The sequence below is a fragment of the Pseudomonas sp. NBRC 111124 genome (assembly GCF_001320245.1).
Taxonomy (GTDB): Bacteria; Pseudomonadota; Gammaproteobacteria; order Pseudomonadales; family Pseudomonadaceae; genus Aquipseudomonas.
The window spans coordinates 21957-45078 of the sequence record NZ_BCBA01000034.1 but is presented as its reverse complement, the minus strand read 5'-3'; the positions used below and the strand labels follow the sequence as shown (position 1 = coordinate 45078).

Below are 23122 nucleotides of genomic sequence, written 5' to 3'. Positions count from 1 at the left end.
AATTAACCAAAATGTCGCAAATCGGGCTGTAAGCTGCCAGTTAGAGCAGCTTGCAGCCTTCTCGGTATCACGCGATGTCGCGCAACTCCCGCCGCAGGATCTTGCCCACCGGCGTCATCGGCAGCGACTCGCGCACCACGATGTGCTTGGGCACCTTGTAGCCGGTGAAGTTGGCCTTGCAATAGGCCTTGAGGTCATCGACGCTCACACCGCCCTCACGCGCCACCACGAACAGCTTCACCGCCTCCCCCGAACGTTCGTCCGGCACGCCGATGGCCGCGCAGCTGGCGACCTGCGGATGGCCCATCACCACGTCCTCGATTTCGTTGGGGTACACATTGAAACCGGAGACGATGATCATGTCCTTCTTGCGGTCGACGATGCGGGTGAAACCGTCCGGGTCGATCACTGCGATATCGCCCGTCTTGAACCAGCCCTCGGCATCCAGGGCCTGCGCCGTGGCCTCAGGTTGCTGCCAGTAGCCTTTCATCACCTGCGGGCCCTTGATGCACAACTCGCCGCGCTCACCCAACGACTGTTCGTTGCCATCATCGTCGATGACCTTGAATGCCGTGCCCGGCACCGGAATGCCCACGGTCCCCAGCCGCGCCAGCTGGCCATAGGGGTTGGTGCTGGCGACCGGTGAAGTCTCGGTCAGGCCATAGCCCTCGACGATGCGACAGCCGGTGAGCGCTTCCCAGCGTTCGGCAGTGGCCTTGACCAGCGCGGTGCCGCCGGAGTTGGTGACTTTCAGTGCAGAGAAATCCAGCTGGCGGAACCCGGGATGGTCCATCAGCGCGACGAACAGGGTGTTCAACCCCAGCAGCGCCGAGAAACGCCACTTGCCCAGCTCCTTGATGAAGCCCGGAATGTCGCGCGGGTTGGTGATCAACACGTTGTGGTTGCCGGTGACCATCATGCACATGCAGTTCGCGGTGAAGGCATAGATGTGGTACAGCGGCAGCGGCGCAATCATCACCTCCTGGCCTTCCTTGATCAGCTGCTGCCCGTCCGGGCCGTGCTGGGAGAAGCAGGCCAGCACTTGCAGCATGTTGGCCACCAGGTTGCCGTGGGTGAGCATGGCCCCCTTGGCCAGGCCCGTGGTGCCGCCGGTGTACTGCAGCACGGCAATGTCGTCGAGGCGCAGTGGCACCGGCGTGTGCGACAGGCTGCGGCCTTCGCGCAAGACCTGCTTGAACGGGATGGCCTGGGGCAGATGATAGGCCGGGACCATCTTCTTGACCTTGTCGACCACGGTATTGACCAGCCAGCCCTTGGCGGCAGGCAGCAGGTCGCCCATCTTTGCCTCGATCAGGTACTCGATGCCGGTATCGGGCAGCACCTCCTGCACGCGCTTGCCGAACATGTTCAAGTACACTAGGGCGCGGGCACCGGCATCCTTGAACTGATGACGCATCTCGCGCTCGGTGTACAGCGGGTTGGTGTTGACCACGATCAGCCCGGCGCGCAGGGCGCCGAACACTGCAATCGGGTACTGCAGGACGTTGGGCATCTGCACCGCGATGCGGTCACCCGGCTTGAGGTTGGTGTGCTGCTGCAGCCAGGCCGCGAAGGCTGCCGAATGGCGCTCGAGCTCGGCGTAGCTCAGGGTCACGCCGAGGTTGCTGAACGCCGGGCGCTCGGCGAAGCGTTTGCAGGAGCGCTCGAACACCTCGACGACCGATGCGTACGCGTGGATGTCGATGGTGGAAGGCACGCCCTCGGGGCGTTTGTCATTCCAGAAGTCGGCTTGCATTTATTATTGTTCCTCTGCCTGAGCTCGCGCGGATTCCCTGCCCCGTTTGCCTGGTGGCAAAAAGGCGTTGGACCGACGTTAGCAGGTAAGCCCGAGGCGGCATATACGCCAAGTGCCGCCATTAACATTGTGAATCTTATTTGTGCCCTTCCTGCAATTCGGCCGGTTGTGCATACACTGTGCGGGTAACCTCCGCGCAAAGGATTCGCCATGCCCCATGATGCATTCTGGCTGCCTGCCAGCGAGCACTGTCAGCTCTACGTGCACCAATGGCTGCCGGCTACACCGGTCAAGGCCGTGGTGCTGCTGGCGCATGGCATGGCCGAGCATGCCGGCCGCTACCAGCGCCTGGGCCAGGCCCTCTGCGATGCCGGCTACGCCCTTGTGGCGCCAGACCTGCGCGGCCACGGGCGCACTGCCGAACAGGGCAGCCTCGGCCTGTTCGCCCGGCAACATGGCTGGAATGCCGTGGTCAACGACCTGGGCCTGCTGGCCCAGCACATCGGCCAGCAGTTCCCTTGTACTCCGCTGTTTCTGTTCGGCCACAGCATGGGCAGCTACATCGCCCAGGCCTATCTCACGCACCACAGTGGCAGCCTGCACGGGGCGATTCTCAGTGGTTCCAACTTCCAGCCCGCTGCGCTGTATCGGGCAGCACGCCTGATTGCACGCCTGGAAGCCTGGCGCCAGGGGCCACTAGGCAAGAGCGCATTGATCGAGTGGCTGTCGTTCGGCTCGTTCAACAACGCTTTCAAGCCCACCCGCACGGCGTTCGACTGGCTCAGCCGTGACCCGGCGCAAGTGGACAAGTACGTCAACGATCCGCTGTGCGGCTTTCGCTGCAGCAACCAGCTGTGGCTCGACCTGCTGCACGGGCTGGCGCAGATCAGCCAGGCGCACAACCTTGCGCAGATCGACCCGAACCTGCCCATGCTGGTGATTGGCGGCGAATGTGATCCGGTGAGCGCCGGCAGGCGTCTCACCCTTCTGGCCGACGCGCTGCGTGCGACCGGCAATAGACATGTACAGCTGCGCGTCTATCCTGAGGCGCGGCATGAAGTACTCAACGAACTCAACCGCGACGAGGTCACCGCTGATATCCTCGCTTGGTTGGAGCAGGCGATGGCCCTAGGCCGCCCTGCTCGCAGTGAATGACAGGCGCCCTCGCCCGCCCCTTAAGGAAACCCAATGACCCAGGTCACCAACACGCCTTACGAAGCCCTTGAAGTCGGCCAGACGGCCACCTACGAGAAATCCGTCGAAGAACGCGACATCCAGCTGTTCGCCGCCATGTCCGGTGACCACAACCCGGTGCACCTGGATGCGGAATTCGCCGCCAAGAGCATGTTCAAGGAACGCATCGCCCACGGCATGTTCAGCGGCGCCCTGATCAGCGCCGCAGTGGCCTGCACCCTGCCTGGCCCTGGCACCATCTACCTGGGCCAGCAGATGAGCTTCCAGAAGCCGGTGAAGATCGGCGACACCCTGACCGTGCGCCTGGAAATCCTCGAGAAACTGCCAAAGTTCAAGGTGCGTATCGCCACCAACGTGTACAACCAGAACGATGAGCTGGTGGTCGAGGGCGTGGCCGAGATCCTGGCACCGCGCAAGCAACAGACCGTCGAACTGGTATCGCCGCCGAACTTCGTCGCCAGCTGATATCAGTGTTGGATTCTTCGCGGGCACGCCCGCTCCCACAGGTGATGCACTGCCTACCAGGCCTTCACTAAACCTTGTGGGAGCGGGTTCACCCGCGAATGGACCGGTAAAGCCACTACATCAATTCGCGCAATCGCCTTTCGATATGCCGCCGCTCCGGCTCCTGCCTGGTCAGCTCCAGCGCCTGTTGCCAAGCCGCCCGCGCCTCATCCACATTGCCCAGCTGCTGATGCATCTCCGCCCGCGCCGCATGCGCCAGGTGATAGTCGCGCAACTCCCCAGCCGCCAGAATCGCCTCCACCGCGTCCAGCCCCGCCTGCGCCCCGTCGCGCTTGGCCAGCGCCACCGCCCGGTTGAGCGCCACAACGGCTGATGGCCAGTGCCGTTGCAGCACATCGTAAAGCCCGACAATTTCTGCCCAGTCGGTCTCTTGCGCCGTCACTGCCTCGGCATGCACGGCCGCGATCGCGGCCTGCACGGTGTAGGCACCAAAGGCCCGGCTGGCCAAGGCCAGGCGCACCAGCTCGCAACCTTCGGCAATCAGTTCGCGGTCCCACAGGCTGCGGTCCTGCTGGCCAAGCAGTACCAGGTTACCTTCGGCATCGCTGCGGGCCCGCTGCCGTGATGCCTGCAGCAACATCAGCGCCAGCAAACCCACGGCTTCGGCGTGCGGCAACAATTGAACCAGCAGGCGCCCAAGGCGGATCGCTTCGTCGCTCAGCTCCTGCTGCAGCAATACCTCGCCCGACGACGCCGAGTAACCCTCGTTGAACACCAGATAGATGACCCGCAATACACTTTCCAGGCGTTCGGGCAACTCATGCAGTTCCGGGACCTGATAAGGAATGCCGGCATCACGAATCTTGGCTTTGGCGCGGACGATGCGCTGGGCGATGGTCGCAGGGCTCTGCAAGAAGGCCCGCGCGATCTGCTCGGTGGTCAGGTCGCAGACTTCACGCAGGGTCAGCGGTACCTGGGCATCAGCCGCCAGGGCCGGGTGGCAGCAGGTGAAGATCAACCGCAAGCGGTCATCGGCGAGCAACGCCTCTTCACTGGGGTCCAGCCCCTGGCCTTCGATCAGCATGATCAGGTCGGCCTGGGAGCGGTCGAAGCGGGCACGTCGGCGCAATGCGTCAATGGCCTTGAAGCGCCCGGTCGAGACCAGCCAGGCCCGCGGATTGTCGGGGATGCCATCGCGCTGCCAGCGCTCGACGGCAATGAAGAAGGCATCGTGCATGGCCTCCTCGGCCAGGTCGAAATCCCCCAGCAGGCGAATCAGCGTGGCCAGGATGCGCCGCGAATCACGCCGGTATACCGCTTCGACTTCGCCACGTACCTGCAGCAGCTGTGCCATCAGTCAGGCATCCGCTGGGTCACGACCTCCACCAGGCGGTCCAGGCTCTCTCCCCAGCCCTGGTGGAAACCCATTTCTTCATGGGCACGGCTGTCGGCTGCATTCCAGTGCCAGGCACGGGCGGTGTAGCGGGTCTTGCCGTTTTCTTCGTCAAAGCTGATCACTGCTGTCATGAACGCCTTGTCCGACGGTACCCAACCCGGCCCGAAGGCATCGGTGAACACCAGCCGACGTGGTGCGGCAATTTCCAGGAACACCCCCTGGGTCGGGTACTCGGAGCCATCCGGGGCACGCATCAGCGTACGAAAAAGCCCCCCGACCCACAGTTGCATCTCGCACTCCGGGGTGGTCATACCATGGGGCCCCCACCACTGCATCAGCCATTCAGGCTCGGTCCAGGCACGAAATACCTTGGCAGGCGGGGCATCGATCAAGCGGCTGATGGCCAGCTCGTGCTGCGCTGGCGCGGGTTGGACAAGGGTCATTCTTGTTGTTCTCCTTGCTGTCAGGGTTGCAGTTCGCGCACTGGCCGCACTTCCACGCTACCAACCCGTGCTGCTGGAATGCCCTTGGCGATGTTCAGCGCCTCGTTGAGGTCACGGGCATCGACCAGGTAAAAGCCAGCGAGCTGCTCCTTGGTTTCGGCGAACGGGCCATCGGTGATGCTCATTCGCCCTGCGCGCATGCGCACGGTGGTGGCGGTCTGTACGGTTTTCAGCGCTTCGGCGGCGATGATGCGCCCGGCGCTCTGCAGCGATTCGGCGTAGGCCATGCATTCGGCATCTTCCGGGCTCTCGGGCAGGCTGTGCAGCAGCCCTTCGTCACAATAGACCAGGCACAGGTATTTCATGGTCGTCTCCAGGCGTTGGCAAGGTGCATTTGGCGATAGCCGATCAAGGCTTGAGATCGAACAGTGCTTTCTGGGTTTGCATGTCGAAAGGTGCCGACCAGTGTTCGTGGATCACCTGCCACTGGCCGCCGACCTTGCGGTAGCCGACGGTGGCACGCATGAAGCCGCACTGGCTCTCGTCATCGCCCGGGCCACAGCGGTTCAGCCAGTGCGCCAAGGCCAGCTCGCCCTCGGCGTGTACAGTCAGTTGAGCGAGCTCGAAGACCATGGGCCCAGGGCACAGGTTCATGCACATTTCCCAGTGCGCCGTGTAGGTGGCTTTGCCCACGAATTGCAATGACTGGATGGCATCGAAGGCGACGATGTCGTCGGCGTAGGGCGCGGTAATGGCGGGGATGTCTCGGTCACGCACGGCCTGCATCCAGCGCTCGATAAGCTGACGGATTTCGTTTTCCGCGGCTGTGTTCATCGTGCATTCCTCCGATCGTTCATGAGCGTTTCGGCACAAGCATCTGTTGTACCTTCAGCTCATGGTCGAACGGTAATCGCAAAGATCGACAGGCTGCCGGAATTATTTGCGCAGCAGGGGAATCCAGATTTCCATGACCGCATGAGGGTCGGCAGGGTCGAAACCGGCTGGGTAGCGCTCGAACAGTGGCGCATCGGCCTGCTGTTCACCCGATTGCGGCAGCCACTGGAAAATGCCATCGAAGGTCGCTTTCAGGCACTGCAAGCTGCCATGGTGCTCGAACACTGCGTAATGCTGCGGCGCCAGCGCCAAAGTGCTGAACCCGTCGGGCAGGGGTTGGTCCGCATTGACTGCCACAGCTGCCAGGTAATCGAAGTCGCCTTGCGCGTCGGGGTTGTAGCAGACCCCATAACTGTCATGATCCCGCTGCCCAGGCACATGCCCAAGGTGCGGCGCGAAGCGATGCCAGAGCAATGGCAACCCGCTCAGGTCGCTCATGCCGAATCGCTCGGCAAAACCGGCCAGGTGCAGCGAGCGACCGTCTTCGTAACGCGCAGGGGAAATTGCTTGCGGGGTCATGAGCATTGCCTCAGGTAAGCGGTGGGCTGGCGAGAATGAATTCACGGTAGCCTGAGATGATCACGTATACCGCGAAATAGCAGAAAATCGCCGCCGACAGCAGGTAAGACCAGGTCAGCAGGCGATCCCCCAGCAATCGCCCGCCATGGCTGGCGATGCCACACAGGCTCAAGCACCAGACCAGCCCAGCGGCGAAGAAGCCGCCCAGGAACAGCCCGGCATCCAGCGCGCCGCCCCCACCGGAGCGAGCTATCAGTACGCCGCCGACCGCAGCAAACCAGAGGATGGCGCTGGGCGACGACATGGCCAGGAAGATGCCCCGCAGAAACTCGCGCCAGCCCGACTCCACCACCACGTCCACATTGGCCGCCAAATGCCCGCCACGCCAGGCGGCCAACAGCATCTTGATGGCGAACCACACCAGCAACGCCGAACCGCCAAGCCACAAGGCCCAACGCACGCTTTCGAACTGCAGCAACACGGTCATGCCGGCCAGCGCCGCTATGGCGTAGATCAGGTCGCCCACACAGGTCCCCAGACCGAGCCAGAAGCCCTGCAGGAAGCCACGCTGCATGGCCAGGGTGATCATGGCGATGTTGGCCACCCCGATGTCGAGGCACAGGGACAGGCTGAGGAGAAAACCGTTGGAAAAAGGCATCGAGCACTCAAAGACGGGGTAATCAGGCGCCGTAGAGCCTGCCACGAGTGGTAAAGGGATGGAAAGTTGTGCGATCAGGCCAGAGCCGCCTGCTCGAACACCTCGTCCGCCCACTGGTTCAGGCTTTTGCCTGCAGCGCGGGCGGCAACGCTGGCCGCCGCATGTACCTCTGGACGGATGCGCAGCATGACCTTGCCTGACGCGGGCTTCTCCGGGGCGATGCCCTGCTCCTCGCAGTCGGCCAGGTAATCCTCCAGCGCCTCCCGGAAGGCTTCATGAAGCTCGGGCACCGAGCTTGCGTGGAAACTGATGATGTCGCGCATGCCCAGCACACGGCCAACAAAAATGTCATCACGCTCATCGTATTCGATACGGGCGGCATAGCCCTTGTAGCGCATGCAACTCATAGGCTGACTCCTGCCCGCAGCAAGAATTCGCGGGCTTCTTCAATCTGATACCGTTTGGCTTCCTTGCCGGGATGGGGGCGATGGTACCTCCAGCTTTGGCCGCCAAGCACCAGCTTGACCCTGGAGCCTTGCCGCTCCAGCACCTGCCCGCCAAGGTGAAGCACCAGGGCTTCGACCTCAGCAAACGCCAACGAGGCCGTGGTGGGCGTCCTGAAGATAGCGTCGTAGATTTTTCGGTATCGAGTGTTCATCGGAAAATGCTATCAAAATAAGATAGCACTTTTTCCCCGATTTTCATTCAGGATCTTTCAGTACCCGCCAGCACCTGCGCATAACGCTCGCGATCCACGTTGGCGCCGCTCAGCACCACTGCCACGCGTTTGCCGGCCTGGCGCTTGCGCTCTTGCAGCAACGCCGCCAATGCAGCGGCACCCGCGCCTTCGGCAGTGTTATGGGTGGTTTCGTGATAGATGCGCATGGCTTCTGCCACTTCGCTGTCGGTGACCCGCACGATGCGTGCGGCATGCTCGCGAACGAGGGCGAAAGCATCCGGGTGCGGTACCCGGCAGGCCATACCATCAGCAAAGGTATCGGCAGTGGCGGTGGTGACGATGCGGCCCCGCTCGAAACTCTGCGCATAGGCATCGGCCGCACTGGAGACCACGCCGACGATCTCGGTCTTCAGCCCCAGCAGGTTGCGCGCCTGGATCAGCCCGCAGATACCCGAGCCCATGCCAATCGGCACGTACACGCAATCCAGCTCGCTAACCGCGTCGAACAGCTCCAGGGCATAGGTGGCCACCCCACGCACCAGCTCAGGGTGGAACGACGGCACCATGTCATAACCCAGCTCGTCCGCCAGGCGGGCCGCCTCTTCGCGGGCCACGTCGAAGTCGACACCGTGCTCCACCAGCTCGGCGCCCAGTGCACGCATGGCTGCGTTTTTCTCTTTCGAGTTGCCCTCGGGCACCACGATCACCAGCGGCACACCGGCCTGGCTCGCGGCCAGTGCCATGCTCTGGCCGTGGTTGCCACGGGTGGCGGTGACCAGGCCCCGCGGGGGCTTGCCGGCAGCCAGCAGCGAACGCACATAGACCAACCCGCCGCGCACCTTGAAAGCGCCGGTGGGGGCATGGTTTTCGTGCTTGACCCACAGCTTGCAGCCCACCCGCTCGGCCAGCAGCGGCCAGACGCGCTGTGGCGTTGGCGGAACGTGCTGGTGAACGAAAACGGCGGCTTCGCGCAGGGCGGCGAGGTCGAACATGGCGATCATCCTTATCGGTACGTGTGTCTACCGATCCTAATCGCCTTGGGTGGGTCAGGTAAATTGCAGATGGCCTTGTCGCCGTTTGACCGGTGACAAGGCCATCGACGCATCAGCCTTGCTGGCAACCTTCACCCATCGCCCGGTACTGAATGGTATGCACCTGGCCATGATGGTCTTCATAGGTCATGGTCGCCGGTACTACTTCACAGACATTGGGGATGGTCGACAGGTTGATCACCCGTTTGATGTCGAGGTTCATGGAATAGTCGTACTGCTGAGCCACAGGCTCGCTGGAGACCGGCTTGGCCTCATCGGCGAGGGCGAACGAGGACATACCGACCAGTGCAAGAATCAGTAATGGTTTCATAGGGTTTGGCCTTTAAGGCAATCCAGCTGATCGAGTGACTTCTTAAGCCGTCAATGGCCCGGAGAAGTTGTCATCAACTGCGAAGATGACACGAAGTACCGATCCCGCTTCGTCTACTACCAGGGGGAATGGTTAAAATTCTACTCCTGGTCGGGAATAGTTGAACCCTGAACTCGGACATTCACCCTTGCACGATTTGCAACAATCTGCGACAAAGCGAAACGGCTCGAGGGCTGATCCACCGAGCCAGAGCCAACCGTTCCAGGTAACCCCATGACTGCCCTGCACTGCGCCCTGCTCGTTGGCCCCGAGCGTCGACTGCTCGAACACTTCTACAAACAGCAGGGTTCGCGCATGCGTGCAGCCAATGATGGTGAATCCTGGGTGGCGCGCACTGATGCTATTGTTGCCGGCCTCTGCCTCAGCGCCATTGCCGATGGCCACTGGCTCACCGGCCTGTTCGTCGCCCCACTTCAACGCAAGCGTGGGGTGGCCGCGCAATTGGTCGAGGCGGCCCTGGCCGGGCACAGCGGCCCGACCTGGCTGTTCTGCCACCCCGACCTCACAGCCTACTACCAGCGCCTTGGCTTCAGCATCACTGAGCAACTGCCGGAAGCCCTGGCTTCGCGCCTGCAACGTTACCAGCGCAGAAAAAGCCTGCTGGCCATGGTGCGCGCTCAGTCGTCGTTGTCATCCAGCCCCGGGAACAGCACATCGGTGTAGCCGAACCGGGCAAAGTCCTGGATGCGCGAAGGGTACAGGCGGCCGATCAGGTGGTCGCACTCATGCTGCACCACACGCGCATGAAAACCATCGGCAAAGCGGTTGATCGGGTTGCCCTGCGGGTCGATGCCTTCATAGCTGATGTGCTTGAAGCGCGGCACCACCCCACGCAGACCGGGCACCGACAGGCAGCCCTCCCAACCGTCCTCGATCTCAGTGGTCAGCGGCGTGATCACCGGGTTGAGCAGGATGGTCTGCGGGACCGGCTCGGCATCCGGGTAACGCTCGCTGCGCTCGAAACCAAAGATCACCAGCTGCAGGTCGATACCGATCTGCGGTGCCGCCAGGCCCACGCCACCGACATGGCGCATGGTTTCGAACATGTCGTCGATCAACTGCTGCAGTTCGGCGCTGCCAATCAGATGCTCAGGCACCGGTGGGGCGATACGCAGCAGGCGCTCGTCGCCCATCTTGAGAATGTCACGGATCATCGCGGGCTCGGCTCGGTCGGTTCTGGCTCGACCGGGCGTTCATGGCCGAGCACGGTAATGGTTTCCTCGGGTTCGCCCGTGAAATCCTTCTCGCCCGGGTTCTTGCCCTCGCTCGACATGTGCTCGATCACCGCATTCATTTCCGCCCCCAGCAACAGCACCGCGGCAGAGATGTAGAAGTACAGCAACAGCACGATGATCGCACCGATGCTGCCGTACATGGCGTTGTAGTCGGCAAAGGTCTTGACGTAGTAAGCAAAGCCCAGGGAGGCGATGATCCATACTACTACTGCCAGCACCGACCCGGGCGTGATGAAGCGAAACTTCTGCTTCACGTCCGGCATCACGTAATAAATCAATGCCACGGCGACCATCATCAGGATGACGATTGCTGGCCAGCGCAGCACTGTCCAGACGGTGACGATCATTTCCTGCAGGCCGACCTGGGAGGCGATCCACTCCATCACCTGCGGCCCCAATACCATCAGTGCAGCCGCCGCCAGCAGCATGCCGGCGATGCCGACGGTGTAGACGATCGACAAAGGAATGCGCTTCCACACCGGGCGCCCCTCGGGCACGTCATAGGCGGCATTCATGGCGCTCATCATCAGGCGCACACCGGCCGAGGCGGTCCACAGCGCGATGACGATACCCACCGACAGCAGCCCGCCCTTGGACTGCTGCAACTGGTCTATAACTGGGTTCACCTGTTCCAGAGCCTGCGGGGGAAGCACCAGCTCCGATTGCAGGCGCAACCAGGAGAAAAAGTCGGGCAGGTGCAGAAAACCGATCAGGGCTACCAGGAACAGGATGAAGGGAAACAGCGAAAACAGCATCTGATAGGCCAGTGCTGACGCATACGTGGACATCTCGTCGTCGAGGAATTCCTTGACGGTGCATACCAGCACGCGGTGCAGGGGCAGACCGCGCAGGTCGGGGAAAATCATAGCGTCTCCTTTCGCCGCTTGATTCTTGAGTACACGGTTAAGTCTAATAGACCACGCAGGTGATGTACCGCTCCCGGACATGCTTGAAGAAAATACCTGCTCCTGCCCGGAAAAGAGGCAGGAACAGGCTGTTTCACATCAAGGCTTTTTCACCGCATCCTTCACATTACCCTTGATCTGCTGTGCTTCGCCCTTGAGCTCCTGAGCCTTGCCTTCCGCCCGCAGCTTGTCGTTATCCGTCACCTTGCCGACGCCCTGCTTGACGTTGCCGACTGCTTCGTTGGCCAGACCTTTCGCTTTGTCTTTGGTGCCGCTCATGGCAAATCTCCTGCAAATGGAGACACGGGGAACGTGTCGACAGACGATGGACCGGGCACCTTCTGCAAGAGTTTCAATCAATTTGCCTGCCGCAAGCCGAACGGCGAACAAGCGGGCGACTGCTGCAGGATGACAAGGGGCAGGCGCGCTTTGTCCAGGGTGCTACGAACAGTCAGAATCGGCCCTGATCGCGAAGAGGCCGGCAAACCTTGCTAGGCCCGGTGCCACCCCTCACAATGCAGCCCTAATCAAGCGTCAACCCGCAGGAACCTGCATGAAACTCGACAAACCCGCCGCCATCGCCCGCCGCAACCAGGCCCTGGCCAACCCGGTGCTGACCAGCGCCAACACCCTGTTCGCCATCCTCGACCGCAAACGCAACCTGTGGTGGTTCGAGGTGCCGGTGGCACTGCTTCGCAAGGGCCAGCCCGACTGGGTCAACCTGTTGCTGCACACCCCGGAAAGCGACGAGCTGCAGCACCTGAAGGTGCCGGTCAACTTCCTGCGTGCTCACCAGGAGCAGATGGAAGTGCGTAACCCCGGCAAGCGCCGCTCGACCATCAGCCTGGCCCTGAGCGCCGACCGCGACTCGCTGCTGCGCGACACCCGCCCCGGTGGCGAGCAGCTGGACTTCCGGACCTTCGTACAGGCCTGATCAGGCCTTTTCGATGCGCTCGTCATGGATGACGATGCGGCCTTGCTTGAACAACCCGCCAATGGCCTTCTTGAAATTGCCCTTGCTGACGTTGAACAGCTGGCTGATCACTTCCGGGGCGCTCTTGTCGCTCACCGCCAGCACCCCGCCCTCGGCCTCCAGGCGCGCCATGATGCGCTCCTGCAGGTCGTCGCCCAGCGCCTTGCCAACTGGCTGCAGGCTCAGGGCGATCTTGCCGTCATGGCGCACTTCCTTGATGAAGCCTTCCACATGCATACCCGAACGCAGGAACTTGAACACCTCGTTCTTGTGGATCAGGCCCCAGTGGCGGTTGTTGATGATGGCCTTGAAGCCCATTGGCGTTTCGCCGGCCACCAGCAACTCGACCGGCTGGCCAACCTGGTATTGAGCCGGGGTGATGTCCAGGTAGCGGTCCAGGCGTGAAGTGGCAGTGATGCGGCGGGTGCGTTTGTCGAGGTAGGCATGCACCACGCAGTAATCGCCGATCTTCAGTTGCCGGGTTTCTTCGGAATACGGCATCAGCAAGTCTTTGGGCAGCCCCCAGTCCAGGAAGATACCGGCCCCATTGATGTCCTTGACCTTGAGGCTGGCGAACTCGCCGACCTGCACCTTGGGCTTTTCCGTGGTGGCAATGAGCTTGTCATCGCTATCCAGGTAAAGGAACACGTTCAGCCAGTCGTCGACCTCGGTTTCGGCGTTCTTCGGGATGTAACGCCCTGGCAGCAGGATCTCACCGTCGGAGCCGCCATCCAGGTACAGGCCGAATTCCACGTGTTTCACGATTTGCAAACTGTTGTAACGCCCAAGTAGAGCCATTTCCGATGTTCCTCAAGACAAGGCGGCTATTCTACACCTGAAGCCACCGCACTGCCCGATCACTGATTCGGTGGAACCGCACCCGCTACCCTTGCGTCTACCGAGTGGCCAGCCACTGCAAGGACCTGCACATGCCTGTACGCCTGTCCAAAGCCCTGCTCATCGTCATCGCCTGCGCCATGGCACTGACGGCCTGCAGCCGCATCGACCTGGCGTATCGCAACCTCGACCGCCTGGTGCCCTGGTCGCTGGGCGACTACCTGGCGATGAACCGTGAGCAGAAGGCATTGCTCGACGAACGGCTCAAGAAGCACCTGGCCTGGCACTGCCAGACCCAGCTGCCGAGCTACCTTGACTGGCTTGATCGGGTACGCGACATGGTCGCCAAGGACCAGGTAACCGACCAGGCGCTGCAGCAACGCACGGTCGAAGCCCGCCAGGCGATCGGCCGGGTAGCCGAAGAAATCACCCCTTCGGCCACCGAGCTGCTGCGCGGCATGAGCGATAAGCAAGTGGCGCAAATGCGCGATGCCTTGCGCAACGACATCAGCGAGCGGCAAAAGGAATATGTCGACACGCCCTTGGCCAAGCAGATCGCCAGGCGCAGCGAACGCATGGAAAAACGCCTGAACAACTGGTTTGGCGAGCTCAATGCTGCCCAGCACCAGCGTGTGCAGGCTTGGTCGCAGGCGCTGGGTGACCAGAACCGCCAATGGATCGCCAACCGCCAGCACTGGCAGCAACAGCTGATGCTGGCCATGGACCAGCGCAACGACGCCAGCTTCGAGCCACGCCTGGCCACCTTGCTGCAACACAAGGAAAGCCTGTGGACCCCGGAATATCGCGCCGCCTTTGAGAATACCGAACAGCAGGCACGCAGCCTGTTGATTGACTTGCTGCACCTGAGTACACCGGTGCAGCGCCAGTACCTGCAAGAGCGGCTGACCAAGGTGCGTACCGACTTCAGTGAAATGAAATGCCTGAAGGGATAAGTCACCGCCCCTTGCGCCGGTACGGAAACACATCAATTACCTTGCCCTCGCGGATCGCCGCCTGCAGCCGCTTCCAGTAGTCCGCGTCATACAAATCCCCATGCAACCGGCTGAACAGCCGGCGCTGGCCGATATCGGCAAACAGGAACGGCGGAAACTCTTCGGGAAACACATCGTGCGGCCCGATCGAATACCACGGCTCGCCGGACATCTCATCCTCCGGGTAGCGCGGCGGCGGAATGTGCCTGAAGTTCACCTCGGTCAGAAAGCTGATCTCGTCATAGTCGTAGAACACCACCCGCCCATGCCGGGTAACCCCGAAGTTCTTCAGCAGCATGTCACCCGGGAAGATGTTGGCCGCCGCCAGCTGCTTGATGGCCAGCCCGTAATCTTCCAGCGCTTCGAGCACTTGCCCTTGGCTGGCGTGCTCCAGATACAGGTTGAGCGGAGTCATGCGCCGCTCGGTCCAGCAGTGCCGCACCAGCACCGTGTCGCCCTCCAGTGCCACCGTCGAGGGGGCCACCTCCAGAAGCTCTGCCAGGCACTCGGGCTCGAACTTGCTGCGCGGGAAGCGGAAATCGGCAAACTCCTGGGTATCGGCCATGCGCCCCACCCGGTCGACGCTTTTTACCAGCCGGTATTTGTCGATTACCGTGGCGCGGTCGACCGTCTTGGACGGCGCGAAGCGGTCCTTGATGATCTTGAACACCGTATTGAAGCCCGGCAGGGTGAACACGCTCATGACCATGCCGCGCACCCCAGGGGCCATGACGAAGCGGTCGTCGCTGCTGGCCAGGTGGTTGATCAGGGCGCGGTAGAATTCAGACTTGCCCTGCTTGTAGAAGCCGATCGAGGTGTACAGCTCGGCGATGTGCTTGCCCGGCAGAATGCGCTTGAGGAAGTTGACGAACTCCCCTGGCACCGGCACGTCGGCCATGAAGTACGAACGGGTGAACGAGAAGATGATCGACACCTCGGCCTCGTCGGTGATCAACGCATCGGCCTCGATCCCATGGCCTTCACGGTGCAGCAGCGCGATCACCAGCGGCCATTGCTCGTCGCTGTTGTAAAGGCGGCCGACCAGGTAGGCGCCCTTGTTGCGGTACAACACCGGCACGAACAGCTCCACGGCCAGGGCCGGGTCCTTGCACACCCAGTCCGGCAGGCATTCGCGCAGTTGCTCCTCGAGGCGCGCAAGGTCGCTTTCCAGGTCGCCATAGGGTGCATCGAACGGGTAATCGGCGAAGATCGCCCGCAGCAGGCTTTTCAGACCCGCGCCTAGCGTATAGGTGCGGGTCTGCGCAGCGCGCTCGTGGGCGCGGATCGAAGGCCGAGTGGTGTGGATGAACATGCAGCCGTCGCTGATCTGGTCATGGCTGAACAGGCTGCAGAACAGCGAGTTGTACCAGGTCTCCGCCAGCTCGTCGTCCAGGCGCGGGTCAATCAGGCGAATGTAGGCGTTTTTCACCAGCGGCCACTGTTCCACATCGAGCAACACGTCCTGCGCAAAGGCCTGGCGCAGGTTGCCGTTGACCTCGGCGACTTTCTCTTCATAGAGGTTGATGCGCGCAGCCGAAGCGCGCTGGATGTCCTGCCAGCGCGCCTGCTCGAAGCGTTCGCGGGCGCCCAGGGTTATCTGCTGGAAGTGTTCACGGTAATTGTCGAAGCCGTCGAGGATTGTCCGGGCGATGTCGGCTGCGGGCCAAGGTTGGGGCATGCTAAGGACCTCGGGGCTGGATGAGCTTATGAGATTAGCCTGTACCCGCGAAGAGGCCGGTGCAGGTTTACAGCGCAAGAAAGCACAAGAATCACCCAAGCCAGTCACGTACACTCGCGCCCTGCCCTGTAGTACCCGGAGACCGTTGTGAGCCCCATCGCCCTAACCCGCCTGCTGACCCTTGCCGCTGTCTGGGGGGCGAGTTTCCTGTTCATGCGCATCATCGCCCCTGAGCTGGGTACCATCCCCACCGCGTTCTTTCGCGTTTCCATCGCCTGCCTGGGCCTGATCGCCATCCTCGCCGCCAGCCGAGTGCGCTGGCACTTCGACGGCAAGCTGGGCGCCTGCCTGGTACTGGGCATGATCAACTCCGGCATCCCGGCCACCTTCTATTCGGTGGCCGCGCAAGTGCTGCCCGCCGGCTATTCGGCCATTTTCAATGCCACCACACCGCTGATGGGCGTGCTGATCGGCGCGCTGTTTTTCCGCGAGGCCATGACCTTGCCCAAGCTCGGCGGCATCTTCCTCGGCCTGTTTGGTGTCGGCATCCTCAGCGGCGCAGGCCCGGTAGCGCTGGACATGGCCCTGGTGCAGGGCGCCCTGGCCTGCTTGGCGGCCACCACCTGCTACGGTTTTGCCGGCTTCCTCGCGCGGCGCTGGATCAGCGGGCTGGACAGCCGCCTGTCGGCCTTGGGCAGCATGCTAGGCGCCACCTTGCTGATGAGCCCGCTGTTCGCCTGGAGCGCACTCAGCCAGCCGCCCGCGAGCTGGGGCGGCTGGCAGGTGTGGCTGTCGCTGCTGGGCCTGGGCCTGCTGTGCACCGCCTTCGCCTACATCCTGTATTTCCGTCTGCTGGCCGAAATCGGCCCGGTCAGGGCCAGTACCGTGACCTTCCTGATCCCGGTGTTCGGTGTATTGTGGGGGGCATGGCTGCTCGACGAGCCGTTGTCGATGGCCCATGTGTATGGTGGTGTACTGATTGCCCTGGCGCTGTGGCTGGTGCTGCGCCCGGCGCGTACGTGAGGCGATGCGGAGCATGAGCGACACGGTCAGGAAGGTGCTGTTCCGCCTGGAGCAGGACGCGAGCGGCTACCCGCCAGCCTCGGTGGAAGGTTTGTGGACACACGCGGTCGCAGGCGGCCATCGAGTCGACAGCATCCCCTTCCACGTCTACGGCATCGCGCCCGGCGACATCATCAGCATCCGCCACGAGGGCGACCAGGCCTGGTTCGATGCCTTGCAGCAGAGCGCTGGAGTGTCGGTGTTCCGCGTCGTCGTCAAACCACCGGAAACCGTGGAGCAAGTACTCGAGGCCCTGACCGAGTTCGGCTGCACCTGCGAGGTGGAAAAAGCGGTCAGGATGCTGGCGGTCGAGGTGCCGGCAACGCAATCCGCCGACACCCTGCTCTACTACCTGCTGACCCAGCGCGAAGCCGGCATCCTGGACTTCGAGGAGGGCGTGTTGCGTCATGCCATCCCCGAAGAATTCCGCTAGGCCTTACGCCTCGGCCAGCCGGGCTGCCGGCTTGCGGAATACGAACAGCAGGCCGACCACGATCAGCCCCATGCCCAGCAGGCTCAACGGCGCCAGGCGGTTGCCGAAGATCAGCAAGTCCATCACCGCGGTCACTGCCGGCACCAGGTAGAACAGGCTGGTCACGTTGACCAGGTTACCCTTGGCGATCAGCCGGTACAGCAGCAAGGTCGCCAACAGCGAAACGACCAGCCCCATCCACAGCAGCGCACCGACGAAACCACCGGTCCAGTCGACGTGCAGCGGTTGCAGCGGCGCGAACACGGCACACATGGCGAAACCGGCGATGTACTGCAACGGCAGTGTACCCATGGGGTTGTCGGTAATGCGCTTCTGCAGGATCGAGCCGACGGTCATGCTGGCCAGCGCCAGCAACGCGAACAGCATGCCGAGCAGCGACACCCCACCGAGGTTGATGCCCTGGTAGACCACCATCACCAGCCCGCCCAGCCCAAGCCCCAGGCCGAACAGCCGGCTCCAGGAGCGCTGGCGCTCGATCAGTACCACGGTAAGGATCGGTTGCACCCCCATCACCGTAGCCATCACCCCAGGGGTGACATGGGTGTTGAGCGCCAGCAGGTAAAAGATCTGGTAAGCGCCGAGCAGCACGCAGCCGGTGCCCAGGGCACGCAGCATCGCCCCCCGTGTACGCGGCCAGCGCAGGCCGAGCAGCGGGCCGACCAGCAGCAGCCCGGCCAGGGCCAGCGCCGAACGCAGCAGCAGGAAGGCGAAGGGGCTGGCATGGGCCAGGCCAAGTTTGGAAACGATCGCGCCGCTGCTCCAGAGCAGGACGAACAGGCTGGTAGTGGCCGCCGAGGCCACGGATGCTTTATTGAAGACAGACATGTATTGCCACCTGATATGAGGCGAATAAGCCAGACGGCGGGCATGAACTTCAGCGAGGGAAGGTGCCGACCGTGTTCAGTAGGTTGCGGGGGCGAAGGGGTGCGGCCAGAAGCCGATCAGCCCAGTACGACCACGCAAGGAGGCGGAGCTACGCCGCCTACGACGCCACTGACAGGTGGTGGGTAGTGACTGATCATGGCCGGCTGCTGGCTGCCACGCACGACCATGCCCGCGACTGGCGCGATGGCAAAGCTAGTGGTGGAAGGGATGGCTGGCATGATCGGGGCTTCAGGGAAGAGAAGTGTTTCGGAATATAGCGGTGAATCAGAGGATGAGCAATAGCCTGACCGGGCCTCTTCGCGGGACAAGCCCGCTCCTACAGGAATCGCATATCCCCTGTAGGAGCGGGCTTGCCCCGCGAAGAGGCCGACCCTGCTATCAGAACAACCAGCGATACAGGAAATAAGCCACCACCACCGCCAGCACCGGCCGCAGGATGCGGTAGGCCTTTGGGTTGGCGCGTTTGAACTGCTTCATGCGGGTGCTGATCTTGTTGCTGAAGCGCTTGCTCCAGGCATACGCCTGGTTGATCCCGCCGACACGCTCGTCATCGGTGTTCTGCGGCGCGGTGGCGCGGCCGAGGAAGGCACTGACCTTGCGGTTGAGGCGGGTCATCAGCGGGCTGCTCAGCGGGCGCTCGATGTCGCAGAACAGAATCACCCGGGTCACGTCGGTTTCGTTCTTGACCCAGTGCACGTAAGTCTCGTCGAACATCACGTCCTCGCCGTCACGCCAGGCGTATTCCTCGCCATCGACGTAGATGCGGCAGGCATCGGAGTTGGGCGTCGACAGGCCCAGGTGGTAGCGCAAGGAGCCGGCAAAGGGGTCGCGGTGCGGGTTCAGGTGGCTGCCACCAGGCAGCAGGGCGAACATTGCACCCTTGACGTTCGGTATGCTGCTGACCAGCTCGACGGTTTTCGGGCAGAGGGCTTCGGCAGACGGCAGCGGCTTGTCGTACCACTTCAGGTAAAAACGCTTCCAGCCTTTTTTGAAGAACGAACCGAAGCCGGCGTCGTTGTCCTTTTCGGCCGCGCGGATGTAGCCCTCGTCGAACAAGCGCATGGCCTCTTCGCGAATCACCTGCCAGTTGTCCTTGAGCACGTCCAGTTCGGGGAAGCGTTGGCGGTCCAGGTAGGGCTTGGAGGGCACGCCGGAGAACAGGTACATCAGGCTGTTATAAGGTGCAAACAGCGCCGAATGGTTGACGAACTGGCGCAGTACCGGCAGGCGGGCCTTGCCGCGCAGGTGCACGTAAAGCACGCTGCCGAAAAACACCAGCAGGACACCTGCCTTGGCGAGAAAGGAAAAGGTCATGCAACACTCCTTGGAGTGGAAGCAGGCCAGCGCTGCCTGCTCCCAGAAAAATCATCCGGCCATCATAAACCCATCCCGCCCCGGTAAAAACAACCAGATCAGGATCTCACTCATGAAGATTTTGCAATAAACCAAGCCGCCGAACATTGCGCCGGATCAGCGGCAAGGCGGACTACTGCTGGTTTTCCTGCTCGCTGAACAGGTCGCTGAACAGCATGCTGGACAGGTAACGCTCGCCCGAGTCGGGCAGGATTACGACGATGGTCTTACCCTGCATTTCCGGCTTCTCGGCCAGCCGCACCGCCGCTGCCATGGCCGCGCCACAGGAAATGCCGCAGAGGATGCCTTCCTCCTGCATCAGGCGGATGGCCATGGCCTTGGATTCTTCGTCAGTCACGGTCTCGACCTGGTCGACGATCGACAGGTCGAGGTTTTTCGGCACGAAGCCGGCGCCGATGCCCTGGATCTTGTGCGGGCTGGGCTTGAGTTCTTCACCGGCCAGGGTTTGGCTGATCAGCGGCGAAGCCACCGGCTCGACCGCCACCGACAGGATCGACTTGCCCTGGGTGTGCTTGATGTAGCGCGACACGCCGGTAATGGTGCCGCCGGTGCCAACGCCCGCAACCAGCACATCGACCGCACCGTCGGTGTCGTTCCAGATTTCCGGGCCGGTGGTCTTTTCGTGGATCGCCGGGTTGGCCGGGTTCTCGAACTGGCCCGGCTGGAAGTACTGGGCAGGGTCGGAAGCCACGATTTCGTTGGCTTTCTCGATGGCGCCTTTCATGCCCTTGGCCGGTTCGGTCAGCACCAGCTCTGCGCCCAGCGCCTTGAGCACCTTGCGTCGCTCCAGGCTCATCGAAGCCGGCATGGTCAGGATCAGCTTGTAGCCTCGGGCGGCGGCAACGAACGCCAGGCCGATGCCGGTATTGCCCGAGGTCGGCTCGACGATGGTCATGCCCGGCTTGAGCTTGCCGCTGCTTTCAGCGTCCCAGACCATGTTCGCGCCGATCCGGCACTTGACCGAGTAGCCCGGGTTGCGCCCCTCGATCTTGGCCAGGATAGTCACCCCACGCGGGGCGATGCGGTTGATCTGCACCAGCGGCGTGTTGCCGATGGAGTGGGCGTTGTCTGCGTAGATACGGCTCATGGCAGGGTCCTTGACATGAAAAGAGCAGGGAAAGACCTCAAGGGTAAGCCTGCCCCGGCACCCCGTAAAGCCCGTTCGAACCAAGCCAGGCGCGTCGTGGTCAACCGCTCGACCGGCTTTGGAGAACCCCGCGATGAAAGCTCGCTATCGCTGGCCGTTGATCGGCCTGGCAAGCCTGATCGTGCTATTGGTAGCGCTGCATGTGGCCCTGCCCTACCTGGTGCGCGATTACCTGAATGGCAAACTGGCCGACATGGGCGAATACCGTGGCCAGGTCACGGATGTCGATCTGGCCTGGTGGCGTGGCGCCTACCAGATCAACGGCCTGAAGATCGTCAAGACCACCGGCAAGGTGCCGGTTCCGCTCCTTGATGCGCCGTTGATTGACTTGTCGGTCAGCTGGCATTCGCTGATCTACGACAAGGCCGTGGTGGCCAAGGTGACCTTCGAACGCCCCGAGCTGAACTTCGTCGACGGCGGCAGCAAGCAGGCCTCGCAGACCGGTCGTGGTACCGACTGGCGCCAACAGCTGGAAAAACTGCTGCCGATCACCCTCAACGAAGTGAACATCGATAACGGCACACTGACGTTTCGTAATTTCAACTCCAAGCCACCCGTGAACCTCAAGGCCACCCGCCTGCAGGCCAGCATTCGCAACCTGACCAATGTGCGCGACGAGAAAGGCCGCCGTGATGCGAGTTTCGAGGGTACCGCGCTGATAGCGGGAGATGCCAAGGTAGAAAGCCGCGCCACGTTTGACCCGTTCAGTGATTTCGACGACTTTGAATTCCGCCTGCGCGCGACGGGTATCGAACTGCGCAAGCTCAATGACTTCGCCAGCGCCTATGGAAAATTCGATTTCAATGCCGGGCACGGCGATGTGGTCATCGAGGCCCAGGCGGAGAATGGCCGGCTCAAGGGCTACATTAAACCGCTACTGCGGGATGTGGATGTATTCGACTGGCAGCAGGACGTGGAAGAGAAGGACAAAGGGTTTTTCCGTTCTATCTGGGAGGCGGTCGTCGGTACCACCGAGACCGTGCTGAAGAACCAGCCGAAAAACCAGTTCGCCACCCGCGTCGAGCTCAGTGGCAGCGTGCACAAGCAGAACATCAGCGCCTTCGAGGCGTTCTTGCAGATCCTGCGCAACGGTTTCATCCAGGCATTCAATGCACGCTATGAACAGCCACCACCCAAGTCTGACTGAAACTTTGTGACGAGCCATTCAGGGACTGAATACCCGGTCTGCGTTTTCAGCTGCTGGGGCCCGCGTTATAGTCGTTGGCAAACTATGGCACCCCGCAGAGGACAAACTCATGAAGTTCGAAGGCACCCGCGACTACGTCGCCACAGACGACCTGAAACTGGCGGTCAACGCGGCCATCACCCTCGAACGCCCGCTGCTGGTCAAGGGCGAGCCTGGCACCGGCAAGACCATGCTCGCCGAGCAGCTGGCCGCCTCGTTCGGCGCGCGCCTGATCACCTGGCACATCAAGTCCACCACCAAGGCCCACCAAGGCCTCTACGAGTACGACGCGGTCAGCCGCCTGCGCGACTCGCAGCTGGGCGTGGACAAGGTCCACGACGTGCGCAACTACTTGAAGAAAGGCAAGCTGTGGGAGGCCTTCGAGGCTGACGAGCGGGTGATCCTGCTGATCGACGAGATCGACAAGGCCGACATCGAGTTCCCCAACGACCTGCTGCAGGAACTCGACAAGATGGAGTTCTACGTCTACGAAATCGACGAGACCATCAAGGCCAGGCAGCGCCCGATCATCATCATCACCTCCAACAACGAAAAGGAGCTGCCCGACGCCTTCCTGCGCCGCTGCTTCTTCCATTACATCGCCTTCCCAGACCGCAGCACCCTGCAGCAGATCGTCGACGTACATTACCCAAACATCAGCCAGTCGCTGGTCAGCGAGGCGCTGGACGTGTTCTTCGACGTGCGCAAGGTGCCGGGCCTGAAGAAAAAGCCGTCCACCTCCGAGCTGGTCGACTGGCTCAAGCTGCTGATGGCCGACAACATCGGCGAAGCCGTGCTGCGCGAACGCGACCCGACCAAGGCCATCCCGCCGCTGGCTGGCGCCCTGGTGAAGAACGAGCAGGACGTACAACTGCTCGAGCGCCTGGCCTTCATGAGCCGGCGCGGCAACCGCTGACAGGAGCCGGGCC

General features: G+C 62.3%; 29 protein-coding genes. 9 read left to right on the top strand and 20 right to left on the bottom strand.

What is annotated here, in order from left to right; translation table 11 throughout:
* Positions 1-67: 67 nt before the first annotated feature.
* A complete protein-coding gene (gene fadD2, locus APH28_RS14400; RefSeq protein WP_060510405.1) occupies positions 68-1756 on the bottom strand; it encodes a long-chain-fatty-acid--CoA ligase FadD2 in 1689 nt (562 codons plus the stop codon).
* A gap of 210 nt (positions 1757-1966) precedes the next feature.
* Here fadD2 and APH28_RS14395 point away from each other — a divergent pair, with 210 nt between their 5' ends.
* On the top strand, positions 1967-2911 hold the full coding sequence (locus tag APH28_RS14395; protein ID WP_060510403.1) for an alpha/beta hydrolase: 945 nt from the start codon (positions 1967-1969) through the stop codon (positions 2909-2911).
* Between the two features lie 33 nt (positions 2912-2944).
* On the top strand, positions 2945-3415 hold the full coding sequence (locus APH28_RS14390) for a MaoC family dehydratase (protein WP_060510401.1): 471 nt from the start codon (positions 2945-2947) through the stop codon (positions 3413-3415).
* A 115-nt stretch (positions 3416-3530) separates the two neighbouring features.
* On the opposite strand, the gene APH28_RS14385 is transcribed toward APH28_RS14390, so the two are convergent.
* The 10 genes from APH28_RS14385 to APH28_RS14340 form a co-directional block, all read right to left on the bottom strand.
* Positions 3531-4769, bottom strand: a complete 1239-nt coding sequence (locus tag APH28_RS14385; RefSeq protein ID WP_060510399.1) for an RNA polymerase sigma factor — start codon at positions 4767-4769, stop codon at positions 3531-3533.
* Positions 4769-5254 (bottom strand): SRPBCC family protein, encoded by a 486-nt coding sequence (locus APH28_RS14380; protein ID WP_060510397.1) that lies wholly within the window; start codon positions 5252-5254, stop codon positions 4769-4771. Before APH28_RS14380 ends, APH28_RS14385 begins: the two co-directional genes overlap by 1 nt.
* Before the next feature lie 20 nt (positions 5255-5274).
* A complete protein-coding gene (locus APH28_RS14375) occupies positions 5275-5619 on the bottom strand; it encodes a YciI family protein (protein WP_060510395.1) in 345 nt (114 codons plus the stop codon).
* Positions 5620-5662: 43 nt separating this feature from the next.
* On the bottom strand, positions 5663-6088 hold the full coding sequence (locus APH28_RS14370; RefSeq protein ID WP_060510393.1) for a nuclear transport factor 2 family protein: 426 nt from the start codon (positions 6086-6088) through the stop codon (positions 5663-5665).
* Between the two features lie 102 nt (positions 6089-6190).
* Positions 6191-6667 carry a GyrI-like domain-containing protein gene (locus tag APH28_RS14365; protein WP_082432302.1) on the bottom strand — a complete coding sequence of 159 codons (477 nt, stop codon included), beginning with the start codon at positions 6665-6667 and terminating at the stop codon, positions 6191-6193.
* A 10-nt stretch (positions 6668-6677) separates the two neighbouring features.
* A complete protein-coding gene (locus APH28_RS14360) occupies positions 6678-7325 on the bottom strand; it encodes a LysE family translocator (RefSeq protein WP_060510389.1) in 648 nt (215 codons plus the stop codon).
* A gap of 74 nt (positions 7326-7399) precedes the next feature.
* Positions 7400-7732: a type II toxin-antitoxin system HicB family antitoxin gene (locus tag APH28_RS14355; protein WP_060510387.1), complete on the bottom strand. Its 333-nt coding sequence runs from the start codon at positions 7730-7732 to the stop codon at positions 7400-7402.
* Positions 7729-7983, bottom strand: a complete 255-nt coding sequence (locus tag APH28_RS14350) for a type II toxin-antitoxin system HicA family toxin (RefSeq protein ID WP_060510385.1) — start codon at positions 7981-7983, stop codon at positions 7729-7731. Before APH28_RS14350 ends, APH28_RS14355 begins: the two co-directional genes overlap by 4 nt.
* Positions 7984-8030: 47 nt before the next feature.
* Positions 8031-8996, bottom strand: a complete 966-nt coding sequence (locus APH28_RS14345; RefSeq protein WP_060510383.1) for a threonine dehydratase — start codon at positions 8994-8996, stop codon at positions 8031-8033.
* 112 nt (positions 8997-9108) lie between these two features.
* Complete coding sequence (locus APH28_RS14340) at positions 9109-9366, bottom strand: DUF2790 domain-containing protein (RefSeq protein ID WP_054885703.1); 258 nt, start codon at positions 9364-9366, stop codon at positions 9109-9111.
* A 273-nt stretch (positions 9367-9639) separates the two neighbouring features.
* On the opposite strand from APH28_RS14340, the gene APH28_RS14335 reads away from it, so the two are divergent.
* Complete coding sequence (locus tag APH28_RS14335; RefSeq protein ID WP_177334268.1) at positions 9640-10089, top strand: GNAT family N-acetyltransferase; 450 nt, start codon at positions 9640-9642, stop codon at positions 10087-10089.
* Here APH28_RS14335 and def read toward each other — a convergent pair.
* The 3 genes from def to APH28_RS14320 form a co-directional block, all read right to left on the bottom strand.
* Positions 10044-10580 carry a peptide deformylase gene (def, locus tag APH28_RS14330; protein WP_060510381.1) on the bottom strand — a complete coding sequence of 179 codons (537 nt, stop codon included), beginning with the start codon at positions 10578-10580 and terminating at the stop codon, positions 10044-10046. The two genes, APH28_RS14335 and def, sit on opposite strands and share 46 nt — an antisense overlap.
* Positions 10577-11527, bottom strand: coding sequence for a YihY/virulence factor BrkB family protein (locus tag APH28_RS14325; protein WP_060510379.1), 951 nt, complete (start codon positions 11525-11527; stop codon positions 10577-10579). Before APH28_RS14325 ends, def begins: the two co-directional genes overlap by 4 nt.
* 138 nt (positions 11528-11665) lie before the next feature.
* The gene (locus APH28_RS14320; protein WP_060510377.1) at positions 11666-11845 is read right to left on the bottom strand and encodes a CsbD family protein; all 180 of its coding nucleotides are present in this window, start codon (positions 11843-11845) and stop codon (positions 11666-11668) included.
* 274 nt (positions 11846-12119) lie between these two features.
* On the opposite strand from APH28_RS14320, the gene APH28_RS14315 reads away from it, so the two are divergent.
* The gene (locus APH28_RS14315; protein ID WP_060510375.1) at positions 12120-12500 is read left to right on the top strand and encodes a hypothetical protein; all 381 of its coding nucleotides are present in this window, start codon (positions 12120-12122) and stop codon (positions 12498-12500) included.
* Here APH28_RS14315 and APH28_RS14310 read toward each other — a convergent pair whose 3' ends face one another.
* Entirely contained in the window at positions 12501-13337 is an 837-nt protein-coding gene (locus APH28_RS14310) for a S1 RNA-binding domain-containing protein (protein WP_060510372.1), read from the bottom strand.
* Positions 13338-13468: 131 nt separating this feature from the next.
* Between APH28_RS14310 and APH28_RS14305 the strand changes: the two genes are divergently transcribed.
* Complete coding sequence (locus tag APH28_RS14305) at positions 13469-14329, top strand: DUF6279 family lipoprotein (protein ID WP_060510370.1); 861 nt, start codon at positions 13469-13471, stop codon at positions 14327-14329.
* Position 14330: 1 nt separating this feature from the next.
* On the opposite strand, the gene aceK is transcribed toward APH28_RS14305, so the two are convergent.
* Positions 14331-16046, bottom strand: coding sequence for a bifunctional isocitrate dehydrogenase kinase/phosphatase (aceK, locus tag APH28_RS14300; protein ID WP_060510368.1), 1716 nt, complete (start codon positions 16044-16046; stop codon positions 14331-14333).
* Positions 16047-16193: 147 nt separating this feature from the next.
* On the opposite strand from aceK, the gene APH28_RS14295 reads away from it, so the two are divergent.
* Entirely contained in the window at positions 16194-17069 is an 876-nt protein-coding gene (locus APH28_RS14295; RefSeq protein ID WP_060510366.1) for a DMT family transporter, read from the top strand.
* 13 nt (positions 17070-17082) lie between these two features.
* Complete coding sequence (locus APH28_RS14290) at positions 17083-17541, top strand: DUF4265 domain-containing protein (RefSeq protein ID WP_060510364.1); 459 nt, start codon at positions 17083-17085, stop codon at positions 17539-17541.
* A 3-nt stretch (positions 17542-17544) separates the two neighbouring features.
* Here the strand turns inward: APH28_RS14290 and APH28_RS14285 are convergent, their stop codons facing one another.
* The 4 genes from APH28_RS14285 to cysK form a co-directional block, all read right to left on the bottom strand.
* On the bottom strand, positions 17545-18426 hold the full coding sequence (locus APH28_RS14285) for a DMT family transporter (RefSeq protein ID WP_060510362.1): 882 nt from the start codon (positions 18424-18426) through the stop codon (positions 17545-17547).
* Positions 18427-18542: 116 nt separating this feature from the next.
* Positions 18543-18704 (bottom strand): hypothetical protein, encoded by a 162-nt coding sequence (locus tag APH28_RS28625; RefSeq protein WP_156340890.1) that lies wholly within the window; start codon positions 18702-18704, stop codon positions 18543-18545.
* A 160-nt stretch (positions 18705-18864) separates the two neighbouring features.
* Entirely contained in the window at positions 18865-19800 is a 936-nt protein-coding gene (locus APH28_RS14280; RefSeq protein WP_060510360.1) for an aspartyl/asparaginyl beta-hydroxylase domain-containing protein, read from the bottom strand.
* Positions 19801-19972: 172 nt separating this feature from the next.
* Entirely contained in the window at positions 19973-20947 is a 975-nt protein-coding gene (gene cysK, locus APH28_RS14275) for a cysteine synthase A (protein ID WP_060510358.1), read from the bottom strand.
* Positions 20948-21080: 133 nt separating this feature from the next.
* On the opposite strand from cysK, the gene APH28_RS14270 reads away from it, so the two are divergent.
* Positions 21081-22154 carry a DUF748 domain-containing protein gene (locus APH28_RS14270; RefSeq protein ID WP_060510356.1) on the top strand — a complete coding sequence of 358 codons (1074 nt, stop codon included), beginning with the start codon at positions 21081-21083 and terminating at the stop codon, positions 22152-22154.
* 109 nt (positions 22155-22263) lie between these two features.
* Complete coding sequence (locus APH28_RS14265; RefSeq protein WP_060510353.1) at positions 22264-23109, top strand: MoxR family ATPase; 846 nt, start codon at positions 22264-22266, stop codon at positions 23107-23109.
* Positions 23110-23122 lie beyond the last annotated feature (13 nt).

What these genes read in the sequence shown, in the direction of transcription:
- fadD2 (WP_060510405.1), bottom strand. Translation starts at nt 1,756, where the DNA reads ATGCAAGCCGACTTCTGGAATGACAAACGCCCCGAGGGCGTGCCTTCC.
- APH28_RS14395 (WP_060510403.1), top strand. Translation starts at nt 1,967, where the DNA reads ATGCCCCATGATGCATTCTGGCTGCCTGCCAGCGAGCACTGTCAGCTC.
- APH28_RS14390 (WP_060510401.1), top strand. Translation starts at nt 2,945, where the DNA reads ATGACCCAGGTCACCAACACGCCTTACGAAGCCCTTGAAGTCGGCCAG.
- APH28_RS14385 (WP_060510399.1), bottom strand. Translation starts at nt 4,769, where the DNA reads ATGGCACAGCTGCTGCAGGTACGTGGCGAAGTCGAAGCGGTATACCGG.
- APH28_RS14380 (WP_060510397.1), bottom strand. Translation starts at nt 5,254, where the DNA reads ATGACCCTTGTCCAACCCGCGCCAGCGCAGCACGAGCTGGCCATCAGC.
- APH28_RS14375 (WP_060510395.1), bottom strand. Translation starts at nt 5,619, where the DNA reads ATGAAATACCTGTGCCTGGTCTATTGTGACGAAGGGCTGCTGCACAGC.
- APH28_RS14370 (WP_060510393.1), bottom strand. Translation starts at nt 6,088, where the DNA reads ATGAACACAGCCGCGGAAAACGAAATCCGTCAGCTTATCGAGCGCTGG.
- APH28_RS14365 (WP_082432302.1), bottom strand. Translation starts at nt 6,667, where the DNA reads ATGACCCCGCAAGCAATTTCCCCTGCGCGTTACGAAGACGGTCGCTCG.
- APH28_RS14360 (WP_060510389.1), bottom strand. Translation starts at nt 7,325, where the DNA reads ATGCCTTTTTCCAACGGTTTTCTCCTCAGCCTGTCCCTGTGCCTCGAC.
- APH28_RS14355 (WP_060510387.1), bottom strand. Translation starts at nt 7,732, where the DNA reads ATGAGTTGCATGCGCTACAAGGGCTATGCCGCCCGTATCGAATACGAT.
- APH28_RS14350 (WP_060510385.1), bottom strand. Translation starts at nt 7,983, where the DNA reads ATGAACACTCGATACCGAAAAATCTACGACGCTATCTTCAGGACGCCC.
- APH28_RS14345 (WP_060510383.1), bottom strand. Translation starts at nt 8,996, where the DNA reads ATGTTCGACCTCGCCGCCCTGCGCGAAGCCGCCGTTTTCGTTCACCAG.
- APH28_RS14340 (WP_054885703.1), bottom strand. Translation starts at nt 9,366, where the DNA reads ATGAAACCATTACTGATTCTTGCACTGGTCGGTATGTCCTCGTTCGCC.
- APH28_RS14335 (WP_177334268.1), top strand. Translation starts at nt 9,640, where the DNA reads ATGACTGCCCTGCACTGCGCCCTGCTCGTTGGCCCCGAGCGTCGACTG.
- def (WP_060510381.1), bottom strand. Translation starts at nt 10,580, where the DNA reads ATGATCCGTGACATTCTCAAGATGGGCGACGAGCGCCTGCTGCGTATC.
- APH28_RS14325 (WP_060510379.1), bottom strand. Translation starts at nt 11,527, where the DNA reads ATGATTTTCCCCGACCTGCGCGGTCTGCCCCTGCACCGCGTGCTGGTA.
- APH28_RS14320 (WP_060510377.1), bottom strand. Translation starts at nt 11,845, where the DNA reads ATGAGCGGCACCAAAGACAAAGCGAAAGGTCTGGCCAACGAAGCAGTC.
- APH28_RS14315 (WP_060510375.1), top strand. Translation starts at nt 12,120, where the DNA reads ATGAAACTCGACAAACCCGCCGCCATCGCCCGCCGCAACCAGGCCCTG.
- APH28_RS14310 (WP_060510372.1), bottom strand. Translation starts at nt 13,337, where the DNA reads ATGGCTCTACTTGGGCGTTACAACAGTTTGCAAATCGTGAAACACGTG.
- APH28_RS14305 (WP_060510370.1), top strand. Translation starts at nt 13,469, where the DNA reads ATGCCTGTACGCCTGTCCAAAGCCCTGCTCATCGTCATCGCCTGCGCC.
- aceK (WP_060510368.1), bottom strand. Translation starts at nt 16,046, where the DNA reads ATGCCCCAACCTTGGCCCGCAGCCGACATCGCCCGGACAATCCTCGAC.
- APH28_RS14290 (WP_060510364.1), top strand. Translation starts at nt 17,083, where the DNA reads ATGAGCGACACGGTCAGGAAGGTGCTGTTCCGCCTGGAGCAGGACGCG.
- APH28_RS14285 (WP_060510362.1), bottom strand. Translation starts at nt 18,426, where the DNA reads ATGTCTGTCTTCAATAAAGCATCCGTGGCCTCGGCGGCCACTACCAGC.
- APH28_RS28625 (WP_156340890.1), bottom strand. Translation starts at nt 18,704, where the DNA reads ATGCCAGCCATCCCTTCCACCACTAGCTTTGCCATCGCGCCAGTCGCG.
- APH28_RS14280 (WP_060510360.1), bottom strand. Translation starts at nt 19,800, where the DNA reads ATGACCTTTTCCTTTCTCGCCAAGGCAGGTGTCCTGCTGGTGTTTTTC.
- cysK (WP_060510358.1), bottom strand. Translation starts at nt 20,947, where the DNA reads ATGAGCCGTATCTACGCAGACAACGCCCACTCCATCGGCAACACGCCG.
- APH28_RS14270 (WP_060510356.1), top strand. Translation starts at nt 21,081, where the DNA reads ATGAAAGCTCGCTATCGCTGGCCGTTGATCGGCCTGGCAAGCCTGATC.
- APH28_RS14265 (WP_060510353.1), top strand. Translation starts at nt 22,264, where the DNA reads ATGAAGTTCGAAGGCACCCGCGACTACGTCGCCACAGACGACCTGAAA.